Source organism: Streptomyces sp. NPDC001933 (assembly GCF_042890955.1).
In the GTDB taxonomy this organism is placed as follows: domain Bacteria; phylum Actinomycetota; class Actinomycetes; order Streptomycetales; family Streptomycetaceae; genus Streptomyces.
The window spans coordinates 142838-161309 of record NZ_JBIASS010000005.1; the positions used below are offsets into that span (position 1 = coordinate 142838).

The 18472-nt window shown below is 71.7% G+C and carries 16 protein-coding genes; 8 read left to right on the forward strand and 8 right to left on the reverse strand.

Annotation, left to right across the window (positions count from 1 at the left end):
• Nucleotides 1–13: 13 nt before the first annotated feature.
• The 4 genes from ACFYY7_RS14385 to ACFYY7_RS14400 form a co-directional block, all read right to left on the reverse strand.
• Nucleotides 14–643, reverse strand: coding sequence for a hypothetical protein (locus tag ACFYY7_RS14385; RefSeq protein WP_388661384.1), 630 nt, complete (start codon nucleotides 641–643; stop codon nucleotides 14–16).
• 7 nt (nucleotides 644–650) lie between these two features.
• On the reverse strand, nucleotides 651–1850 hold the full coding sequence (mqnC, locus tag ACFYY7_RS14390) for a cyclic dehypoxanthinyl futalosine synthase (RefSeq protein WP_388661387.1): 1200 nt from the start codon (nucleotides 1848–1850) through the stop codon (nucleotides 651–653).
• 72 nt (nucleotides 1851–1922) lie between these two features.
• A complete protein-coding gene (locus ACFYY7_RS14395; RefSeq protein WP_388661390.1) occupies nucleotides 1923–3755 on the reverse strand; it encodes a serine/threonine-protein kinase in 1833 nt (610 codons plus the stop codon).
• 421 nt (nucleotides 3756–4176) lie between these two features.
• Nucleotides 4177–5055, reverse strand: a complete 879-nt coding sequence (locus tag ACFYY7_RS14400) for a menaquinone biosynthesis protein (RefSeq protein WP_351259280.1) — start codon at nucleotides 5053–5055, stop codon at nucleotides 4177–4179.
• Between the two features lie 363 nt (nucleotides 5056–5418).
• On the opposite strand from ACFYY7_RS14400, the gene ACFYY7_RS14405 reads away from it, so the two are divergent.
• Together ACFYY7_RS14405 and ACFYY7_RS14410 are read left to right on the forward strand one after the other, a co-directional pair.
• Nucleotides 5419–5622: a cold-shock protein gene (locus ACFYY7_RS14405; RefSeq protein ID WP_003967102.1), complete on the forward strand. Its 204-nt coding sequence runs from the start codon at nucleotides 5419–5421 to the stop codon at nucleotides 5620–5622.
• Nucleotides 5623–5857: 235 nt separating this feature from the next.
• Complete coding sequence (locus ACFYY7_RS14410; protein ID WP_266730539.1) at nucleotides 5858–6685, forward strand: MerR family transcriptional regulator; 828 nt, start codon at nucleotides 5858–5860, stop codon at nucleotides 6683–6685.
• A gap of 146 nt (nucleotides 6686–6831) precedes the next feature.
• On the opposite strand, the gene ACFYY7_RS14415 is transcribed toward ACFYY7_RS14410, so the two are convergent.
• On the reverse strand, nucleotides 6832–8064 hold the full coding sequence (locus ACFYY7_RS14415; RefSeq protein ID WP_388661395.1) for an amidohydrolase family protein: 1233 nt from the start codon (nucleotides 8062–8064) through the stop codon (nucleotides 6832–6834).
• 262 nt (nucleotides 8065–8326) lie between these two features.
• Here ACFYY7_RS14415 and ACFYY7_RS14420 point away from each other — a divergent pair, with 262 nt between their 5' ends.
• Together ACFYY7_RS14420 and ACFYY7_RS14425 are read left to right on the forward strand one after the other, a co-directional pair.
• Nucleotides 8327–11284, forward strand: coding sequence for a BTAD domain-containing putative transcriptional regulator (locus ACFYY7_RS14420; protein ID WP_388661398.1), 2958 nt, complete (start codon nucleotides 8327–8329; stop codon nucleotides 11282–11284).
• 220 nt (nucleotides 11285–11504) lie between these two features.
• Nucleotides 11505–11714 carry a hypothetical protein gene (locus ACFYY7_RS14425; RefSeq protein WP_376310685.1) on the forward strand — a complete coding sequence of 70 codons (210 nt, stop codon included), beginning with the start codon at nucleotides 11505–11507 and terminating at the stop codon, nucleotides 11712–11714.
• Between the two features lie 265 nt (nucleotides 11715–11979).
• Here ACFYY7_RS14425 and ACFYY7_RS14430 read toward each other — a convergent pair whose 3' ends face one another.
• Both ACFYY7_RS14430 and ACFYY7_RS14435 read right to left on the reverse strand, forming a co-directional pair.
• Nucleotides 11980–12786 (reverse strand): thioesterase family protein, encoded by an 807-nt coding sequence (locus ACFYY7_RS14430; RefSeq protein ID WP_388661401.1) that lies wholly within the window; start codon nucleotides 12784–12786, stop codon nucleotides 11980–11982.
• A 125-nt stretch (nucleotides 12787–12911) separates the two neighbouring features.
• Complete coding sequence (locus ACFYY7_RS14435; RefSeq protein ID WP_388661404.1) at nucleotides 12912–14468, reverse strand: FadD3 family acyl-CoA ligase; 1557 nt, start codon at nucleotides 14466–14468, stop codon at nucleotides 12912–12914.
• Nucleotides 14469–14558: 90 nt separating this feature from the next.
• Here ACFYY7_RS14435 and ACFYY7_RS14440 point away from each other — a divergent pair, with 90 nt between their 5' ends.
• The 3 genes from ACFYY7_RS14440 to ACFYY7_RS14450 are packed head-to-tail and all read left to right on the forward strand — an operon-like array spanning nucleotide 14559 to nucleotide 16942.
• Nucleotides 14559–15707, forward strand: coding sequence for a lipid-transfer protein (locus tag ACFYY7_RS14440; RefSeq protein ID WP_388661406.1), 1149 nt, complete (start codon nucleotides 14559–14561; stop codon nucleotides 15705–15707).
• 14 nt (nucleotides 15708–15721) lie between these two features.
• Entirely contained in the window at nucleotides 15722–16162 is a 441-nt protein-coding gene (locus tag ACFYY7_RS14445) for a Zn-ribbon domain-containing OB-fold protein (RefSeq protein ID WP_388661409.1), read from the forward strand.
• Nucleotides 16163–16168: 6 nt separating this feature from the next.
• A complete protein-coding gene (locus ACFYY7_RS14450; protein ID WP_388661412.1) occupies nucleotides 16169–16942 on the forward strand; it encodes an enoyl-CoA hydratase/isomerase family protein in 774 nt (257 codons plus the stop codon).
• Nucleotides 16943–16958: 16 nt separating this feature from the next.
• Here the strand turns inward: ACFYY7_RS14450 and ACFYY7_RS14455 are convergent, their stop codons facing one another.
• Nucleotides 16959–17507 (reverse strand): hypothetical protein, encoded by a 549-nt coding sequence (locus ACFYY7_RS14455; RefSeq protein WP_388661415.1) that lies wholly within the window; start codon nucleotides 17505–17507, stop codon nucleotides 16959–16961.
• A gap of 158 nt (nucleotides 17508–17665) precedes the next feature.
• Here ACFYY7_RS14455 and ACFYY7_RS14460 point away from each other — a divergent pair, with 158 nt between their 5' ends.
• Entirely contained in the window at nucleotides 17666–18361 is a 696-nt protein-coding gene (locus ACFYY7_RS14460; protein ID WP_388661418.1) for a hypothetical protein, read from the forward strand.
• The last annotated feature ends 111 nt before the right edge of the window (nucleotides 18362–18472 follow it).

The window sequence follows — 18472 nt, forward strand, 5'->3', positions numbered from 1 at the left end:
CAGCGCGTACGTGTCAGCTGCGGCGGAAGACCAGCCGGCCGCCGAGCACCGTCGCCACGCAGCTCCCCGCGCCCTCGGCCCGCAGCGCCGCCAGGTCCGCCACCCCGAACACCGCCAGGTCCGCGGGCCCGCCGACGGTCAGCGCCGTCGCGAACGCCTCGCCCGGCTCCGCCACCCCGGCCAGCGGGTCGAGCGACACGTGTCGTCCCGGCACCGGGCAGGGGGCGTGGACGCGAAGGCCCGAGCGGGCGACCGCGGTGCGCACGGCGGGGTGGGCGAACGGGCCCCGGACGGCGGTCGTGCCGTGCCGCAGCATCCGTTGCAGGCCGCGCCGGGCACTCGCGCCCCAGCGGGCGTCGTCCATGCCGAGTGCGGTGAGCGCGTCGCCGGTGAGCGGTTCGGTGCCCAGCTCGTCGGCCTCGCGCGGGTCCGGGTGGTAGGCGGCCTCCAGCAGCGCCGGGGCCGCCTCGTTCAGCAGCCCCGGGGTGATCAGCCCGGACCACCGCCGGACCCGGGCCTGCGGACGGGCGGCGGTCAGCTCCCCGTACGCGCCAACGGCGACGACCACGCCGCCGTCCACGGCCACGGAGTCCGCCCCGTCGGGGGCGCCGTGCACCGCGTCGGCGGCGTGAACCGTCAGCAAGGCGGGCTCAGTTGGCGTTGAGGAGCTTCAGCTCCGGGTGGGCCGTGCCGCCCTCGATCGCCGTGGACGAGATGTGCGAGACGACGCGCTCGTCGACCGGGTCGTTCGCCGGGTCGTCGTGGACGACGAGGTGCTCGTACGTGGTGGCGCGCTGGGCCGGCACCCGGTCCGCCTTGCGGATCAGGTCGATGATCTCCAGGCGGTTGGAGCGGTGCTTGGCACCCGCCGAGGAGACGACGTTCTCCTCCAGCATGATCGAGCCGAGGTCGTCGGCGCCGTAGTGCAGCGACAGCTGGCCGACCTCCTTGCCGGTGGTCAGCCAGGAGCCCTGGATGTGGGCGACGTTGTCGAGGAAGATCCGGGCGATGGCGATCATCCGCAGGTACTCGAAGAGCGTGGCCTGCGTCCGGCCCTTCAGCTTGTTGTTCTCCGGCTGGTACGTGTACGGGATGAACGCGCGGAAGCCGCCCGTCCGGTCCTGTACGTCGCGGATCATCCGCAGGTGCTCGATGCGCTCGGCGTTGGTCTCGCCGGTGCCCATCAGCATGGTGGAGGTGGACTCGACACCGAGGCGGTGGGCGATCTCCATGATCTCCAGCCAGCGCTCGCCGGACTCCTTGAGCGGGGCGATCGCGGTGCGCGGCCGGGCCGGCAGCAGCTCGGCGCCGGCCCCCGCGAAGGAGTCGAGACCGGCGGCGTGGATGCGCTGGATGGCCTCCTCGACGGAGACCTCGGAGATCCGGGCCATGTGCTCGACCTCGGAGGCGCCCAGCGAGTGGATGACCAGCTGCGGGAACGCCTTCTTGATCGCGGAGAAGTGCTCCTCGTAGTACTCGACGCCGTAGTCCGGGTGGTGCCCGCCCTGGAACATGATCTGCGTGCCGCCGAGTTCGACGGTCTCCGCGCAGCGGCGCAGGATGTCGTCGAGGTCGCGGGACCAGCCCTTGGCGGTGTCCTTCGGCGCGGCGTAGAAGGCGCAGAACTTGCAGGCCGTGACACAGACGTTGGTGTAGTTGATGTTGCGCTCGATGATGTACGTCGCGATGTGCTCCGTACCGGCGTAACGGCGGCGGCGTACGGCGTCGGCGGCCGCGCCCAGCGCGTGCAGCGGCGCCGAGCGGTAGAGGTCGAGCGCCTCCTCCGGGGAGATCCGACCGCCCTCGGCGGCTCGGTCGAGGATGGGCTGGAGGTCGGCCTTCTCGGTCACCGGGCTGTCACCTTTCGGCGGTTTTTCAACGGATCTACGGACCGGTTCAGCGTACGCCAGCCCCTTGCGGGGTCAGCCGCCGGACCGGCTCAGCGTGCCGTACGGCAGGCCCGCGCCCCGTTCCTCGGACCGGAAACGCAGGGTGCCGTCGGCGGCCAGGGTGAAGTGGACGTCGGTGGTGGTGGAGGAGCACAGGGCCGGGGTGCTGGGCCGGTCCGGGTCGACGCGCTCATGGAGCGTCAGCTCCTCGGCGGTGCCGGAGGTGAGGCTGGCGACGCTGTTGCAGCTGACGGTGACCCCGAGGCTGGTGACCTCGGTGTTCATCCGGACCACGTCCGTGCCCGTCTTCCCCGCGGTGAAGACGGCGGTGAGCGTGCCGTGCGGCTGTCCGGTGGTCTTCTCGGTGACCGGGCCCTGCCAGGTGCCGATGAACTCCTTCGGGAGTTCGCTGATCTGCTCCGGGCTCCCCGTGCCCGAGTCCGTCGGCTGCGACGGCCCACCGGACGGGGTGGCGGCGGGCGGGGTGCTGCCGACGTTGCCGTGCCCGGCGTCGTTCCCGCCGCTGCCGCCCGGCATCAGGTCGAAGAGGAACGCGCTGCCCACGGTCACGGTGGCGAGCGCGCCCGCCACCGCGAGGGCGACGGTGCAGCTGAGACGCCGGCCACGGTTCGCGTCCGGCCGGGCCGGGGAGGAGTCCGCGCTGACGTTGACGGAGAAACGGGGGTCGGCCGTGCGTTGGCCGGGCAGCCCGGAGTCACCGGTGCGCGGCGACGGCCCGGGGACCCCCGCCGCCCCGGCCGACCCGGCCGTGCCCGCGGCCGCGGGCCACGAGGGCAGTACGCCCGGATGGGACAGCCGGGTCGGGTCGTGCGTGGGGAAGGGCTCGGCCGGCGAACCGAACCCGCCGCCCACACTCCCGACCCCGTTCGCCCCGCTCATGCCATCGGCGCCGCCCGCACCCCACGCCGCGCCACTGAACGGCACCGGCCCCGACTGCACCGGCGCGTCCTGCGGCTCCAGGTCCAGCAGCGCGACCGCCGTGCGGCTGACCTCGCGCACCAGCGGTCCGGGCAGCCAGCCGGCCGCCACCAGCGCGGCGGCCCCGCCCGGCGCCAGCCGCCGGGCCAGTTCCACGGGCGTGGGCCGGTCCTCGGGCTCCTTCTCCAGGCACCCGGCGATGACCTCCCGCAGGTCCCCCTCCAACTCCCCCAGTTCGGGCTCCTCGTGCACCACCTTGTAGAGGAGCACGGCGGAGGAGTCGCCGAGGAAGGGGGCGGTGCCGGTCGCCGCGTACGCGAGCACCGCGCCGAGCGAGAAGACATCGGCGGCGCCCGAGATGTCTACGCCCCGGATCTGCTCCGGCGCCATGTAGCCGGGCGAGCCGACCGAGACGCCGGTGGAGGTGAGCGAGGCGGTGGCGCCGATGGCGTGGGCGATGCCGAAGTCGATCAGCCGGGGGCCGTCCAAGGCCAGCAGTACGTTGGACGGCTTCACATCACGGTGGATGAGGCCCTGCCCGTGCACCGCCGCCAGCGCCTCCCCGAGCCCGGCGCCCAGCGTCCGCACCGCGTTCTCGGGCAGCGGGCCGTGCTCGGCGACCGCGGCGGAGAGCGGGGGGCCGGCCACGTAGCCGGTGGCGACCCACGGAATGGGCGCGTCCGGGTCCGCGTCCAGCACCGGGGCCGTCCACTGCGCACCGATCCGCCGGGCCGCGTCCACCTCGCGCCGGAAGCGCGCGCGGAACTGCTCGTCCAGCGCGAAATGGGGGTGCACGACCTTGACCGCGACGGTGCGTCCGCCCGCGCTGCGCCCCAGATAGACCCGGCCCATACCGCCCGCACCGAGCCTGCCGAGCAATCGGTAGGCACCGATGGTCAGCGGTTCGCCGGCTTCCAGCGGCTGCATATGGACACTCCCCCTGTGGACCGGCCTGACCTCCGACCGAAGCCTAGGGGGCGAAGGTCATCAGGTCACAGAGGAAACCATCCGCCTATTTCGACCCCAAGGGAACGAACAACTGCTTTCGATACAACAAAAGGCGTGAATGCGTCGTTCACCCGAGCGATTCCGGGACCGGCCGGGACGCTCGGCGGACATCGTCCGGGAATCGGCTATTCGACGCGTATTAACCCGAATCGAGCCCGTACCGGCAGAAGGACATAGGGAGAAGCGACGGGAAGCGGCGGGAGAGTCCACGGGAAGGGATAAGCGACCCCGAAAGGTTCGGGATTCACCTATACCCCGGGCATTCCCGCGCGAGGCGCACGCCCCGCGCTCCGCACTCCCGTACCCGCGCCCCCGCGCCGCGCCCCGCTTCCGGTCCGCCTCAGCCGCCGAGCAGCTCAACCTTCACGTCCGCCGGGAAGCCGGTCGTCGGGCCGACCCGGCGCGCGAACTCCTGCACGCCCGCCAGCTGGTCCGGGCCGAAGCGGAAGTCCAGGGTCGTGAAGTACCGCTCCAGCACCTCCGAGTCGAAGGCCTCCCAACGCGCCGCCTGCTCCGCGACCTTGGTGACCTCCTCCAGGGAGAGGTCCCGCGAGGCCAGGAACGCCTCGTGCACCTTGCCCACCCGGTCGGGTTCGGCCGCCAGGTAGTCCTTGCGGGCCGCCCAGACCGCGAAGACGAACGGCAGCCCGGTCCATTCCTTCCACATCTGCCCCAGGTCGTGGACCTGGAGGCCGAGCCGGGGCGCGTCGTGCAGGTTGGCGCGCAGCGCGGCGTCGCCGATCAGCACGGCGGCGTCCGCCTCCTGCATCATCAGGCCGAGGTCCGGCGGGCAGGTGTAGTAGTCCGGGCTGACCCCGTACCGCTCGGCGAGCAGCAGTTGGGCCAGGCGGACGGAGGTGCGCGAGGTCGAGCCGAGGGCCACCCGGGCCCGGTCGAGCTGGTCCAGCGGCACCTGGGACACGATCACGCACGACATGACGGGCCCGTCGCAGCCCACCGCGATGTCGGGGAAGGCGACCAGGTCGTCGGCGTTGCGCAGGTACTCGACCAGCGTGACGGGGCCGATGTCCAGATCGCCCCTGATCAGCTGCTCGCTGAGCTTCTCCGGGGTGTCCTTCGAGAGCTCCAGGTCGAGCAGGGTCCCGGTGCGCGCCAGCCCCCAGTACAGGGGAAGGCAGTTCAGGAACTGGATGTGGCCGACGCGCGGCCTGCTGCGACGGTCGTCGCCTGCGACGGTTGAGACGGTTGAATTGTCCACATCGCGAGGCTAGACCCGTGGCGCGATCCGGACGGCACCGGGGGCGCGGGGCACACCCGATCTCGCTCCCGGGAGCGCCCTCCGGGGCTCCGGAGACCCCCTCCGTACCCCCGGAAGTCACCCCTGCGACACCCTCCCGCAAGCCCACTTCGTCAGCTCATCGGCACGGCAATCAAACATCCGAGTGAAGTGATCTTTCCCTCTACCCTTCGATACACGCTGCGTGCTAGGCTCGACGCAAGTTGCAGTTTGGTTTCCCTTGCAGTACAGAGCCTGCGGAGCATGTAACCCGCAGGCTTTTGTAGTTTTCAGACTTCTTTGCAGGTTCTGGAGCAGGGCAACCCTTTGGCCCAAGGAGGGCTTATGGCTACCGGAACCGTCAAGTGGTTCAACGCTGAAAAGGGCTTCGGCTTCATCGCCCAGGACGGCGGCGGCCCGGATGTCTTCGTCCACTACTCCGCGATCAACGCGTCCGGGTTCCGCTCCCTCGAGGAGAACCAGGTCGTGAACTTCGACGTCACTCAGGGACCCAAGGGTCCGCAGGCTGAGAACGTCACCCCGGCCTAGTTGCCCGGGTCGGCCGATCGCGGCCGGCTAGTAGTACCCAAGGAGCCCCGCTCCTCCGCTTCGGCGGGGAACGGGGCTCCTGCCTTTTCCCATCCCTTTCTCTTCCCCTTTTCCCCTTCCTTCTCCTTCACCTTCCCGTTCGCCTTCACCTTCGCCTTCTTCTCCTTCCGGTGCCGGGCCCCGGGCGGCGGCGCTTGACCTTGACACCGTGTGAAGCGGTGGGCTGGGACACATCATGTTCACCATCGGAGACTTCGCCAGGTACGGACGGGTGTCGACCCGGATGCTGCGTCACTACGACGCCATCGGGCTGCTGCGCCCCGACCGCACCGACCCCGCCACCGGCTACCGCTTCTACGGCGCCGCCCAGCTCGCCCGCCTCAACCGCGTCATCGCTCTGAAGGATCTCGGCTTCACGCTCCAGCAGGTGCGGGCCATCCTCGACGAGCAGGTGGGGCCGGAGGAGCTGCGGGGGATGCTGCGGCTGCGCCGGGCGGAGCTGGAGGAGGCCATGCGGGCGGCGGCCGCACGGCTGACGCAGATCGAGGCGAGGCTCCGGTCGATCGAGAGCGAGGGAAGCATGTCCGTGGACGATGTCGTCGTCAAAAGTGTTGCCGCGGTACGGGTCGCCGAGCTGACCGGCACCGCGTCCGGCTACGAGCCGGAGGACATCACTCCGGTGATCGTTCCGCTGTACGACCGGCTGTTCCCGCTGCTGGGAGAGGCGGGCGTCGCTCCGAGCGGTCCCGGGATCGCGTACTACGAGGACGCCCCGGAGGGCGGCGGTGCGGTCGTCGTCCACGCGGGGGTCACGGTTTCCGCGCCGGTGGGCCCGCTGGGCGGCACCGGGATCACGGTGGTCGAGCTGCCCCCGTTCGAGGCGGCGACCATCGTCCACCGGGGTTCGATGGACGGCGTCCTGTCGACGTCCCAGACCCTGGCCCGCTGGATCGACGCCAACGGCTACCGGTCCGCGGGGTACGCCCGGGAGATCAACCTGGAGTGCCCCGAGGACCGGGACCAGTGGGTGACGGAGCTTCAGGAGCCGGTCATCAAGGTCTGACCCGCTCCGGACACCCGTAACAGGAAAAGAACGTGACACTCGGCACCCGAAGTGTCACGTTCTTTTCCACCCTGGGGTCTTTCGCCTGGATCAGGCCGGATCAGGGAGCGGGGCACGCGAGCCCGGCATGATCCGACCGAGAGGCCCTAGTGCCCGCCGCCGGGCCCCGCCCACAGCCCGTCGTCCGTCAGCCCCAGCAGGTCGATCGCGTTGCGGCGCACGATCCGGTCCACCACATCGGCGTCCAGATGCCCCATCTGCGCCTCGCCGACCTCGCGCGACTTGGGCCATGTGGAGTCGGAGTGCGGGTAGTCCGTCTCGTACAGGACGTTCCCCACACCGATCGAGTCCAGGTTCTTCAGCCCGAAGGCGTCGTCGAAGAAGCAGCCGAAGACATGGTCGGCGAACAGCTCCGACGGCGGGCGGTGGACCTTGTCGGCGACGCCGCCCCAGGCCCGGTTCTCCTCCCAGACCACGTCGGCACGTTCCAGGATGTACGGGATCCAGCCGATCTGTCCCTCCGCGTACATGATCCTGAGGTTCGGGAACCTTTCGAACTTGCCGCTCATCAGCCAGTCGACCATCGAGAAGCAGCAGTTGGCGAAGGTGATGGTGGAGCCGACGGCGGGCGGGGCGTCCGCCGAGGTGGACGGCATCTTCGAGGACGAGCCGATGTGCATCGCGATCACCGTCCCGGTCTCGTCACAGGCGCGCAGGAAGGGATCCCACTCATCCGTGTGAATCGACGGCAGTCCGAGGTGCGGGGGTATCTCGGAGAACGCCACCGCGCGCACGCCGCGCGCCGCGTTGCGCCGGACCTCGGCCGCGGCCAGCTCCGCGTCCCAGAGCGGGATCAGGGTGAGCGGGATGAGCCGGCCGTGCGCCTCGGGCCCGCACCACTCCTCGACCATCCAGTCGTTGTACGCGCGCACTCCGAGCAGCCCCAGTTCGCGGTCCTTCGCTTCGGTGAAGGTCTGGCCGCAGAAGCGCGGGAAGGTGGGGAAGCAGAGCGCGGACTGGACGTGGTTGACGTCCATGTCGGCGAGCCGATCGGGGACCGAGAACGAACCCGGACGCATCTGCTCGTAGGTGATGATCTCCAGCTTGATCTCGTCCCGGTCGTAGCCGACCGCGGTGTCGAGCCGGGTGAGCGGGCGGTGCAGATCCTCGTACACCCACCAGTCGCCGATCGGCCCGTCTTCGCCCTTCGCACCCATCACAGGCGCGAACTTCCCGCCCATGAAGGTCATTTCCTTGAGCGGTGCGCGGACGATCCGCGGGCCGCGGTCGAGGTACTTGGACGGGAGCCGGTCCCGCCAGACATGAGCGGGCTCCACCGTGTGGTCGTCCACCGAGATGATCTTCGGGAAGGTCTCCATGCACACCACCGTAGCGCCGATCTGACGAACCGTCAGCTACCCGGACCCGACCCCGTCCCGTAATCGTTGTCGAGGCCTTGTGCAGAGCGTCACCCACTGCTGACGTGCCACCCAAGACAAGGCAGACTGTTGAGCGCGATACCAGCGGTACCGAGCAATCCGGATCCACCCGCCCCGGACCGGCACACGGGCGGGCAATCCAGGCGGACAGCATCAAGCACGATGGGCAGCACAGGCGGGGCGAGCAGGGCAGGGGGCAGCAATGGACCGTGACATCGGGCCACGCGTGCGTGTTCCGGAGCAACGCGCTCCACAACAGCGGTCGGCGGGCGGCACCGATCTGCGCTTCTCCGTGCTCGGCCCGGTGCGGGCCTGGCGGGACGGCGAAGCCCTGTCGTCCGGTTCGCCGCAGCAGCGCGCCCTGCTGGCGGCACTCCTGCTGCGCGGCGGCCGCACGGCCACCGCCTCGGAGCTCATCGACGCCATCTGGGGCGACGAGCCGCCCTCCCAGGCGCTCGCCACCATACGTACGTACGCCTCCCGGCTCCGCAAGGTCCTCGACCCGCAGACGCTGGTCAGCGACGCCGGCGGGTACGCGATCCGGACCGGCCCCGACGCCCTCGACGTGACGATGGCCCAGGAGCTGGCGGCCGACGCGGACAAGGCCCGTGCGTCCGGCGACCGCGGCCAGGCCCGAGCCCTGCTCGGGAAGGCGCTCGGGCTGTGGGACGGCGAGGCGCTGGCCTCCGTGCCCGGACCGTACGCCGAGAACCAGCGGACCCGTCTGGAGGAGTGGCGGCTCCAGCTCACCGAGACCCGCCTGGACCTGGACCTGGAGGTCGGCTGCCACGCGGAGGCGGTCTCCGAGCTGACCGCGCTCACGGCCGCGCACCCGCTGCGGGAGCGGCTGCGCGAGCTCCTGATGGTCGCCCTGTACCGCAGTGGCCGCCAGGCCGAGGCGCTGGCCGTCTACGCCGACACCCGCAGGCTGCTCGCCGACGAACTGGGCGTCGACCCGCGTCCCGCGCTCGCCCAGCTCCAGCAGCGCATCCTGCAGGCCGACGAGGAACTCGCCCGCCCCGCGGACGAACCGGCTCCCGCCCCGGCCCCGGTGCGCCCCGCCCAGCTTCCGGCCACCGTCCCGGACTTCACCGGCCGCGCCTCCTTCGTACGCGAACTGGGCGACCGGCTGGCGACCGCCGAGGGTTCGGTGATGGCCGTCTCGGCGCTGGCCGGAATCGGCGGCGTCGGCAAGACCACCCTCGCCGTGCACGTCGCCCACCAGGCCCGCCAGCACTTCCCGGACGGCCAGCTGTACGTGGACCTCCAGGGCGCGGGCGCACGGGCGGCGGAGCCGGAGACGGTCCTCGGCGCGTTCCTGCGCGCCCTGGGCACGGCGGACTCGGCGATCCCCGACTCCCTGGACGAGCGCGCCGCGCTGTACCGGTCCACGCTGGACGGCCGCCGCATACTGGTCCTCCTCGACAACGCCCACGACGCGGCCCAGATCCGCCCCCTCCTCCCCGGCACCGCGGGCTGCGCGGCCCTGGTCACCAGCCGCGTCCGCATGGTCGACCTGGCCGGCGCCCACCTCGTCGACCTGGACGTGATGTCCCCCGAGGAGGCGCTCCAGCTCTTCACCCGCATCGCGGGCGAGGAGCGGATCAACTCCGAGCGCGAGGCCGCCCTCGACGTGGTCGCCGCCTGCGGTTTCCTCCCCCTGGCCATCCGCATCGCCGCCTCCCGCCTGGCCGCCCGCCGCACCTGGACGGTCTCCGTCCTGGCCGCCAAGCTCGCCGACGAACGCCGCCGCCTGGACGAGCTCCAGGCCGGCGACCTCGCGGTGAAGGCCACCTTCGAGCTCGGCTACGGCCAGCTGGAGCCCGCCCAGGCCCGCGCCTTCCGCCTCCTGGGCCTGGCGGACGGCCCCGACATCTCCCTGGCCGCCGCGGCCGCCCTGCTCAACCTGGACGCGCACGTCGCGGAGGACCTCCTGGAGGCCCTGGTCGACACCAGCCTCCTGGAGTCCGCGGCACCCGGCCGCTACCGCTACCACGACCTGGTGCGCCTCTACGCGCGTTCCTGCGCGGAGCGGGGCGAAGAGCCCCTGGAGGAGCGGGAGTCGGCGCTGTCGCGGCTGCTGGACTTCTACCTGGCGACGGCGGCGGGGGTGTACGCGCTGGAGCGGCCGGGGGACCGGGCTGTTGCCCACCTGGTGGACACCGAGCACCCGGGACTCGAATTCACGGACGGGCCGCAGGCCGTGGACTGGCTGTACAGCGAGGCCAATTCACTGCTCGCCTGCGCCCATCAGAGCGCGTCGAGCGGAATGCTCCAGCGAGCTGTCGACCTGCTCTGCGCGGCAAAGGACCTCGCCGAGTCGGGCGCGAACTCCCGCCAGTACGAAACCACCGCCGCGGCCCTGCGTGACGCGGCACGGGCCGCCGCCGACCCCCGCTCCGAGGCGCGGGCCCGCGCCTCGCTGTCGACCGTCTACCTCGTCTCCGGCCGTTTCACGCTGGCCGACGAGGAGGCACGGCACGCAATGGATCTGGCGGAGAGCACCAAGGACCCGATCCCCGCGTGCTGGGCACCCAACGACCGCGGCATCATCGCCTTCTACCAGGGCAGGCACGAAGAGGGCGAGAAGTTCCTGAAGGCAGCGATAGAGAACTACCGCGCGGACGGAAACCTGGTCGGCGAGGCATCCGCGCTGTGCAATCTCTCGCGCATCCACGTGAACATGAACCGCACCGCCAGCGCGGTCGAGCTCGCCCAGCAGGGCACGGCCATCTTCGACGGCATGGGACTCAGTCTCCGCACGGCCAACGGCCGCTTCGCGCTGGGCATCGCGCTCACTCAGGCCGGAAGGCCGTCCGACGCCCTGGAGGAGCTCGACGAGGCGCTGCGCGTGTTCCGGGGCAACCGGCAACGGCTCTGGGAAGGCTCGACCCACTTCCGGATCGCCGAGGCACACCTGGCCGACAAGCGCCCCGCGCAGGCGGCCCAGCACGCGGAGCAGGCCCTGGCCCTGCGGGTCATCGGAGGCGAATGGATGCGAGGCAACGTTCTGATCACCCTGGGACACGCCCTCGAACGCCTCGGTCAGATCGATCGGGCCCATGCATGCTGGACCGAAGCACTGGCCATCCATGAGCAGTTCGGAGCGGTGGAGGCGGACAAGGTCCGGGCACTCCTCAATCCGGTCAGTGCCGCCTGACGCACCGGTACGGGCCGAGAGCCGTCGGCGTTCATCGAACGTTTATCACCGCTCGTCAGTCTTAAGCCCATCGATCCGTCGTGTCGGGGGGCAGGCGGGTTGTACGGGGGACCACACCGCTAGGGTGAACGGCCCTGATATGCCCGTCCGGCAGCCCACGGGGGAGCAGCCGGACGGGCATCGCCGACCACGCAAGCAAGAACTTTGGGAGTTGACAGGCATGAGCGACGCATTGAAGCCGAAGACCGGTGCGACCACTCAGGAGAACCACGCCGGCAGCCCGGGCAGCGGTGCAGGCACCGTCAAGCCGCTGGAGAACCACGCCGGCAGCGTGACCGAGGACATCACGACCCTGGAGAACCACGCCGGCAGCACGCCGAAGGACCTCCTCAAGACGCAGGAGAACCACGCGGGTTCCGAGAAGGCCTGAACGTCACCCGACGGGGGAGCGGCCGCGGCGGCGCGGAGGGGGAGCCGTCGCGGCCGCTGCACGCCTGCGGACGCGGGGGGGGGGGGGGGGCGGGGGGGGGGGGGGCGGGGGGGGGGGGGGGGGCCCCCGGACACCCCGGGGGGGGGGGGGGGGGGCCGCCCCCCCGGCCCCCCCCCCCCCCGGGGGGGCGGGGCCCCCCCCCCCCCCGCCCCCCCCCCCCCCCCGCGTCCGCGTACCCGCCGAACACCCCGGGCGGGGCCGGTGGTCACAAGGGGCGGACGGTGAGGATCTGCTGGGCGTGGCCGACCGGCCCGTCGGCGTCGTGCAGGACGGTGCTGGTGACGCCCTGGCCGGTGGGGCCGAAGGTCACCGTGGTGTCGAGTCCCGTCCATCGGCCCTCGGGCCGGCGGTGCAGGTGGATGGTCAGGTCGACGTTGGGGAACATCCAGGCGGTCGGCGACTCGCGTACGGCGATGCCGTTGGCGGTGTCGACGAGCGCGATGTAGGACGCGAGGGGACTCGCGGTCTGCCCGGCGACGAGGTCCAGGGGTGTGGAGATCCAGGCGGTCGTACGGCCCGGCTGCGGTTCGGCGAGCGGGCGGACGTCGATGGAGGCGATGTAGCCGCCGGGCCAGACCTCGCTCATCGGCCAGGACCTGAGCTCCTGGGGAGGGGTGAGCCGGTCCTCGGCGCCTCCGGCGACGGAGGTGGTGTCGCCGGGGGCGAGGAGCCAGGCGCGGGCGCGTACGACGGGGCGGCCGGCGATCAGGGCAACGGCTTCGAGCAGTTCGATGGTGCGGCCGGGCCGGAGGGTCTCGACCCGGATCTCGCACTCGTCGAGGGCGAGCCGCCCGAGGATGTCGAAACTGATCCGGGACAGGACCGGCCGGCGGTCCGGGTCGCTGTCCGGGCCGCTGTCCGGGCGCGCGGCCAGGTGACGGTCCATGGCGTGGACGATGAGGCCGCCGAGCGGGCTGAAGTGCTGCTCGTCGGTGTCCCAGGCACCGCCCGCGTGGGCGGTGGGCTTGTAGCGGTGCTCGTCGATGGGCTCGTAGTAGCTGCCGATGTTCAACGTGTCGTTCCTCGGTCCGGTGGCTGGTGGGGCTCACTGAACGAAGACGCTACTTGCCGGGGCTACGTGGCCTGCGGCGGGCTGCCAGGACCGCGACGACGTCCGCCGCCGACCACCACCGACCGCTATACCCGCCCCCGCAGCTCCCCCTTCACCACCTTGCCGCTCGCGTTGCGCGGCAGTTCGGGCACGAACTCCACCGCTCTGGGGACCTTGTAGTTGGCCATCTCGCGGCGGGACCAGGCGATCAGGTCGTCGGCGGTCGTCGTCGCGCCGGGACGGCGCACCACGTAGGCCCTGCCGACCTCGCCGAGGCGGGGGTCGGGGACGCCGATGACCGCCACGTCGGCCACGTCGGGGTGCAGGCCGAGGAGTTGTTCTATCTCGGCCGGGTACGCGTTGAAGCCGCCGACTATGAACATGTCCTTGATCCGGTCGGTGATCCGGAGGTTGCCCGCCTCGTCGAGGACGCCCACGTCGCCGGTGTGGAGCCAGCCGTCGGGGGTGATCGCGGCGGCCGTGGTCTCCGGGTCCTCGAAGTAGCCCTGCATCACGTTGAAGCCGCGGACCAGCACCTCGCCGGGGCTGCCGGGGTCGGCCAGGACGCGGACCTCGGTGTCCGGGATCGCCCGGCCGGACGTCGAGGCGATCGTCTCGGCGGGGTCGCCACGGCGGCACATCGTGACGATGCCGCTCGCCTCGGAGAGGCCGTACGCGGTGAGGACCGTGGCGATGCCGAGCTCGTTGCGCAGCCGTTCCACCAGTTTCAGGGGGACCACCGCCGCGCCCGTCACCACCAGGCGCAGGGCGGAGAGGTCGTGGGTCGAGCGCGCGGGGTGGTCCAGGAGGGACTGGTGGAGGGTGGGCGGGCCGGGCAGCACCGAGATGCGTTCGGCGGCGATGTTGGCCAGGGCCGTGTCCACGTTGAAGACCGGCTGCGGGACCATCGTCGCGCCCCGCATCAGGCACGCGATGATGCCCGCCTTGTAGCCGAAGGTGTGGAAGAACGGGTTCACGATCAGATAGCGGTCCCCCTCGCGCAGGTCCGCGAGCTCGCTCCAGATCGCGTAGCAGCGCAGGGTCTGGGCATGGGTGATGACCGCGCCCTTGGGCCGGCCCGTGGTGCCCGAGGTGTAGATGATGTCGGAGGGGGCCGAGGAGGCGATCGCGTCGGCCCGGGTTCGCACCTCGGCCCCGGGCACCTTCTCCCCCGCCGCGAGGAAGTCCTTCCAGGTGACGTAGTCGTCGGGGGCGGAGTCGGCGAGCACCACCACCCGCTCCAGGTGCGGGAGCCGCACGTCCGCCCGGCGCAACGACGCCACGTACGACGTGCCGAGGAAGGTGCCCGTGACGAAGAGGAGCTTCGCCCGGCTGCGCTGCAGGATGTACGCCGCCTCGCTGCCCTTGAAGCGGGTGTTGAGGGGGACGAGGACCGCGCCGGCCGTCACCGCCCCCAGCGCGGAGACGATCCAGTCCAGGGTGTTCGGGGCCCAGACCGCGACCCGGTCCCCCGGCTCCACGCCCGAGGCGATGCACGCCGCGGCGGCCCGCTCCACGCGCTCGCCGAGTTCGGCGTACGAGACCCGGGTGCGGCCCTCGACGACCGCCTCCCGGTCCCCGTACCGTCGCGCCGCCGCCCGGATCAGCCTCGGGATGCTGCCCCACTCCTCGTCACCGCGCATCTTTAGCCCTCCTGACGCAGTAGCTGACTATCCGTCAGATTAGCTGTAGCCTCAGCCGCTGTCAGCAGTCATGACGGCCTGGGAGGTGCGGTGACGGCACTCAAGGACGCGACGGCGATAGCCGGCATAGGACAGACGGCCTTCGCGAAACAACTGCCGGAATCCGAGAAGACCTTGGCCTGCCGGGCCATCGTCGCGGCGCTCGACGACGCGGGCATCGCCGCGTCGGAGGTGGACGGATTCGCCTCGTACACGATGGAGGAGACCGATGAGGTGGAGATCGCCAAGGCCATCGGGGCCGGCGACGTCACCTTCTTCAGCAAGGTGGGGTACGGGGGCGGCGGCTCCTGCGCGACGATCGCGCACCTCGCCGCCGCCGTGGCGACCGGGCAGGCGAGCGTCGGTGTCGCCTGGCGGTCGCGGAAGCGGGGGTCGGGACCGCGGCCCTGGAAGAACACCGCCGTGCAACTGCCCACCCCAGCCCAGTGGACCCGCCCGTACGGGCTGCTGCGGCCGGCCGACGAGATCGGGATGCTGGCGCGGCGGTACATGCACGAGTACGGGGCGACCCGCGACCACCTCTTCAACGTCGCCCTCGCCTGCCGCAACCGGGCCAACCAGAACCCGGACGCGATGATGTACGAACGGCCGCTGACCCGCGACATGTATATGACCTCGCGCTGGATCAGTGATCCGCTCTGCCTCTTCGACAACTGCCTGGAGACGGACGGGGCGCTGGCCTGCGTGATCGTCTCCGCCGAGCGGGCCCGCGACTGCCGGCAGAAGCCCGTCTACATCCACTCCGTCGCCCAGGGGCTGCCCGCCCAGCACCACGGGATGGTCAACTACTGGAACGACGACCCGCTCAGCGGACCCGCCTGGACGGCCGCCCGGCAGCTGTGGAAGCAGGCCGACTTCGGCCCGGACGATGTCGATGTGGCCCAGATCTACGACGCGTTCACCCCGCTCATCCCGCTCTCCCTGGAGGGCTACGGCTTCTGCGGGCGCGGCGAGGGCGCCGCGTTCACCGAGGGCGGGGCGCTGGAGAGCGGCGGGCGGCTGCCCATCAACACCGGGGGCGGCGGGCTCAGCGAAGCGTATGTGCACGGCTTCAACCTGATCAACGAGGGCGTCAAGCAGCTGCGCGGCGTCTCCACCGCCCAGGTCCCGGACGCCGGGACGTGCCTGGTCACCGCCGGGGAGGGCGTTCCCACATCCGCCGTACTGCTGAGGAGCTGAGGGAGTTGACCGGGATGGACGGACTGCTGCTGCCCGTCGTGGACGAGGACGGCGCCCCCTTCTGGGAGTACGCGGCCCGCGGTGAACTCCGCGTCCAGGCGTGCGCCGCCCCCGAGTGCGGACGGCTGCGCTTCCCGCCGCGGCCGTGCTGCCCGCACTGCCAGTCCTTCGAGAGCGAGTGGCGGCCGGTGAGCGGACGCGGCCGCATCTGGTCCTACGTACGGCCGCATCCGCCGCTGCTGCCCGCGTACGCCGCGCAGGCCCCGTACAACGCGGTGGTGGTCGAGCTGGCGGACGCCCCGCAGATCCGGCTGGTGGGGAACGTGGTGAGCGGTCCGGACGCGCCGCTGGACTCGGTCGATCCGGAGCGGCTGCGGATCGGTGCACCGGTGCGGGCGGTGTTCTGCCCGGCCGGTTCCGGGGTCACGCTGGTGCGCTGGCTGCTGGAGAGGTGACGGGCGATGGCGCTGCGCACGGAGACGGACAAGGAGACCGGGGTCGCGCTCGTCACCCTCGACCGGCCCGCGAAGCACAACGCGATCGACCTGGCCACGGCCGCCGAACTGGCGGCCGCCTGGCGGGCGTTCCGCTTCGACGGCGGGGTTCGGGCGGTGGTCCTCACCGGTGCGGGCGGCCGGGCCTTCTGCACCGGGATCGACCGGGGCGTGGACGTGCCGCAGCCCTCGTCCCCGTACACGATCGACGATCCGCTGCTCGCGATCGGGCCGAAGGCGAACGACCTGTGGAAGCCGGTGATCGCGGCCGTGGAGGGGATGGCCTGCGGCGGGGCGTTCTATCTGCTGGGCGAGTCGGAGTTCGTGATCGCGTCCGAGGAGGCGACGTTCTTCGACCCGCACACGACGTACGGCATGGTCAGCGCGTTCGAGGCGATCTCGATGGCGCAGCGGATGCCGTTCGGCGAGGTGGCCCGGATGTCACTGATGGGGACGGCGGAACGGGTCTCGGCCCGCCGCGCGTACGAGACCGGCCTGGTCAGCGAGTTGACGGCGCCCGGCGGCGCGGTGGACGCGGCGCTGCGGGCGGCGGCCGTGATCGCCTCGTACCCGACCGGGGCGGTGCAGGGGACGGTACGGGCGGTGTGGTCCGCGCGGGAGGCGGCCAGGGCGCAGGCCATGGCCCACGCCCCGCACCTCGTCGCACTCGGCAATCTGCCGCCGGAGCGGCAGGCCGAACTGTTCCGGGGGCGGGGCGCGGGCGAGTTCCGGACGCGCTGACGGGCCTGACGGAGGGTCAGTAGCTCAGCTCGGCGTCCACGCGGCAGTTCTTCACCTTGGAGACCTTGCGCGGGTTGTCCATCCGCACGGTGACGGTCTTGGTCTCGCCGCCCTCGGCGTCCACGGTCGCGTCACCGGTGTCGACGGTGTTGCCGCGTGCGTCGAGGAAGGTCACATCGACCTCGTAGGTGTGCGAGCCGGTGGCACCGGCGTCGGCGGTGAGCCTCACGGTGGAGGTGGTGACGGCCTTGCGCTTGCCCTTGCGGGGCTGGGCGCAGCGGACGACGTACGCCTGGGGCCCGTCGGACGCCGTGGCGGTCGGTGTCGGGGTGCCGTAGTCGGTGGAGCCGGAGGAGCTGCTCGACGAGTCGTAGTCATCGTCGTCGTAGTCGCTGCTGTTGTAACCGTTGTTGCTCTTCTTGGAGTTGGAGCAGCCGCCGCCGCTGCTCGACCCGCTGCTCTTGCTCTTTCCGCTGCGGCCGCCGTGGCTGGAGGTCGAGAAGCCGGTGAGTGCGAGCACCACCACGACCAGTACCGCGGAAAGCTTTATGTGCCGCCGCATCATCGATGCAGCCCCCCTTGTGTTGTTGTCCGTCTCTGCAGTTGTCGAACGACCGTGCGTCACGCTAGCGCAAGGTGCGAGGGGGAAGGGCCGGGCGTAGCGTCGAGGCCTAGAGCGGTGCAGAGCTGTGACGCCGGTCCGTGGCACGCAGGAGGCCGATGATGATCCGCAACGTCCTCGGCTCTGTGCTCGCTCTCGTCGGAGCGGCGGCCGCCGTGCTGAGCCCCTTCCGTGACTGGTACGACGGTCGCCCCGGGCGTGATTACCGGGTCGCGGAGCTGTTCTCCGGAATCAGCGCGAGCCGGTCCGGACCGCTGGACTCGATCCTGCTCGCATTTCTCTTCGCCGCGCTGCTGACGGTGGCCGGTGTGGTGCTGCGGTCTCGGCTGCTGGTGGCGGCGGCGGGTGTGGTGGTGCTCGGGTTCACCGTGCTGTGGATGGTGCGCCAGGGGGAGTGGGTGGGCAGTCTGGCGATCGCGGGCGACGGTTCCGGGCTGGGGTGGGGCGTGGCCGAGGCCGCGGCGGGCGGGGTGCTGCTGCTGTTGGGCGCGGCGGTGATGCCGGGGCGGCACGGGGCCGGACGCCGGCTCGCCCGCAAGCGGCGCGACCAGACGTACACGGCGCCCGGCTCGGAGCACCCGGACACCTGGCCGCCGACGCAGGAGCCGGGGCCGTCCGTGCAGACGAGCACCCTGCCGGAGCCCGAGCCGGAGCTGTACACGGGGCCCGATCCGGCGGAACGGCACGGTCCGGGCCCGGGCCCTGCCACGGGCGGCCGGGACACGGCCCCGTATCCCGTCGCGCCGGACGAGGCCCCGGACAAGGCCCCGGATGCGGACGGGCGCCCGAACGGCTGAGGCCCTCCGGGCCCGGGGTTCCGTCCTCAAACGCCGGACGGGCCGGGTTTCGCCGCGGCCCGGTCCGCGTCCCGGCCTGGTCCCGGACGGGCCGGGTTTCGCTGCGGCCCG

Coding starts and splice junctions, on each gene's coding strand:
- ACFYY7_RS14455 (WP_388661415.1), bottom strand. CDS start 17,507: ATGATGCGGCGGCACATAAAGCTTTCCGCGGTACTGGTCGTGGTGGTG.
- ACFYY7_RS14415 (WP_388661395.1), bottom strand. CDS start 8,064: ATGGAGACCTTCCCGAAGATCATCTCGGTGGACGACCACACGGTGGAG.
- ACFYY7_RS14395 (WP_388661390.1), bottom strand. CDS start 3,755: ATGCAGCCGCTGGAAGCCGGCGAACCGCTGACCATCGGTGCCTACCGA.
- ACFYY7_RS14420 (WP_388661398.1), top strand. CDS start 8,327: ATGGACCGTGACATCGGGCCACGCGTGCGTGTTCCGGAGCAACGCGCT.
- ACFYY7_RS14425 (WP_376310685.1), top strand. CDS start 11,505: ATGAGCGACGCATTGAAGCCGAAGACCGGTGCGACCACTCAGGAGAAC.
- ACFYY7_RS14460 (WP_388661418.1), top strand. CDS start 17,666: ATGATCCGCAACGTCCTCGGCTCTGTGCTCGCTCTCGTCGGAGCGGCG.
- ACFYY7_RS14445 (WP_388661409.1), top strand. CDS start 15,722: ATGGACGGACTGCTGCTGCCCGTCGTGGACGAGGACGGCGCCCCCTTC.
- ACFYY7_RS14405 (WP_003967102.1), top strand. CDS start 5,419: ATGGCTACCGGAACCGTCAAGTGGTTCAACGCTGAAAAGGGCTTCGGC.
- ACFYY7_RS14450 (WP_388661412.1), top strand. CDS start 16,169: ATGGCGCTGCGCACGGAGACGGACAAGGAGACCGGGGTCGCGCTCGTC.
- ACFYY7_RS14410 (WP_266730539.1), top strand. CDS start 5,858: ATGTTCACCATCGGAGACTTCGCCAGGTACGGACGGGTGTCGACCCGG.
- ACFYY7_RS14435 (WP_388661404.1), bottom strand. CDS start 14,468: ATGCGCGGTGACGAGGAGTGGGGCAGCATCCCGAGGCTGATCCGGGCG.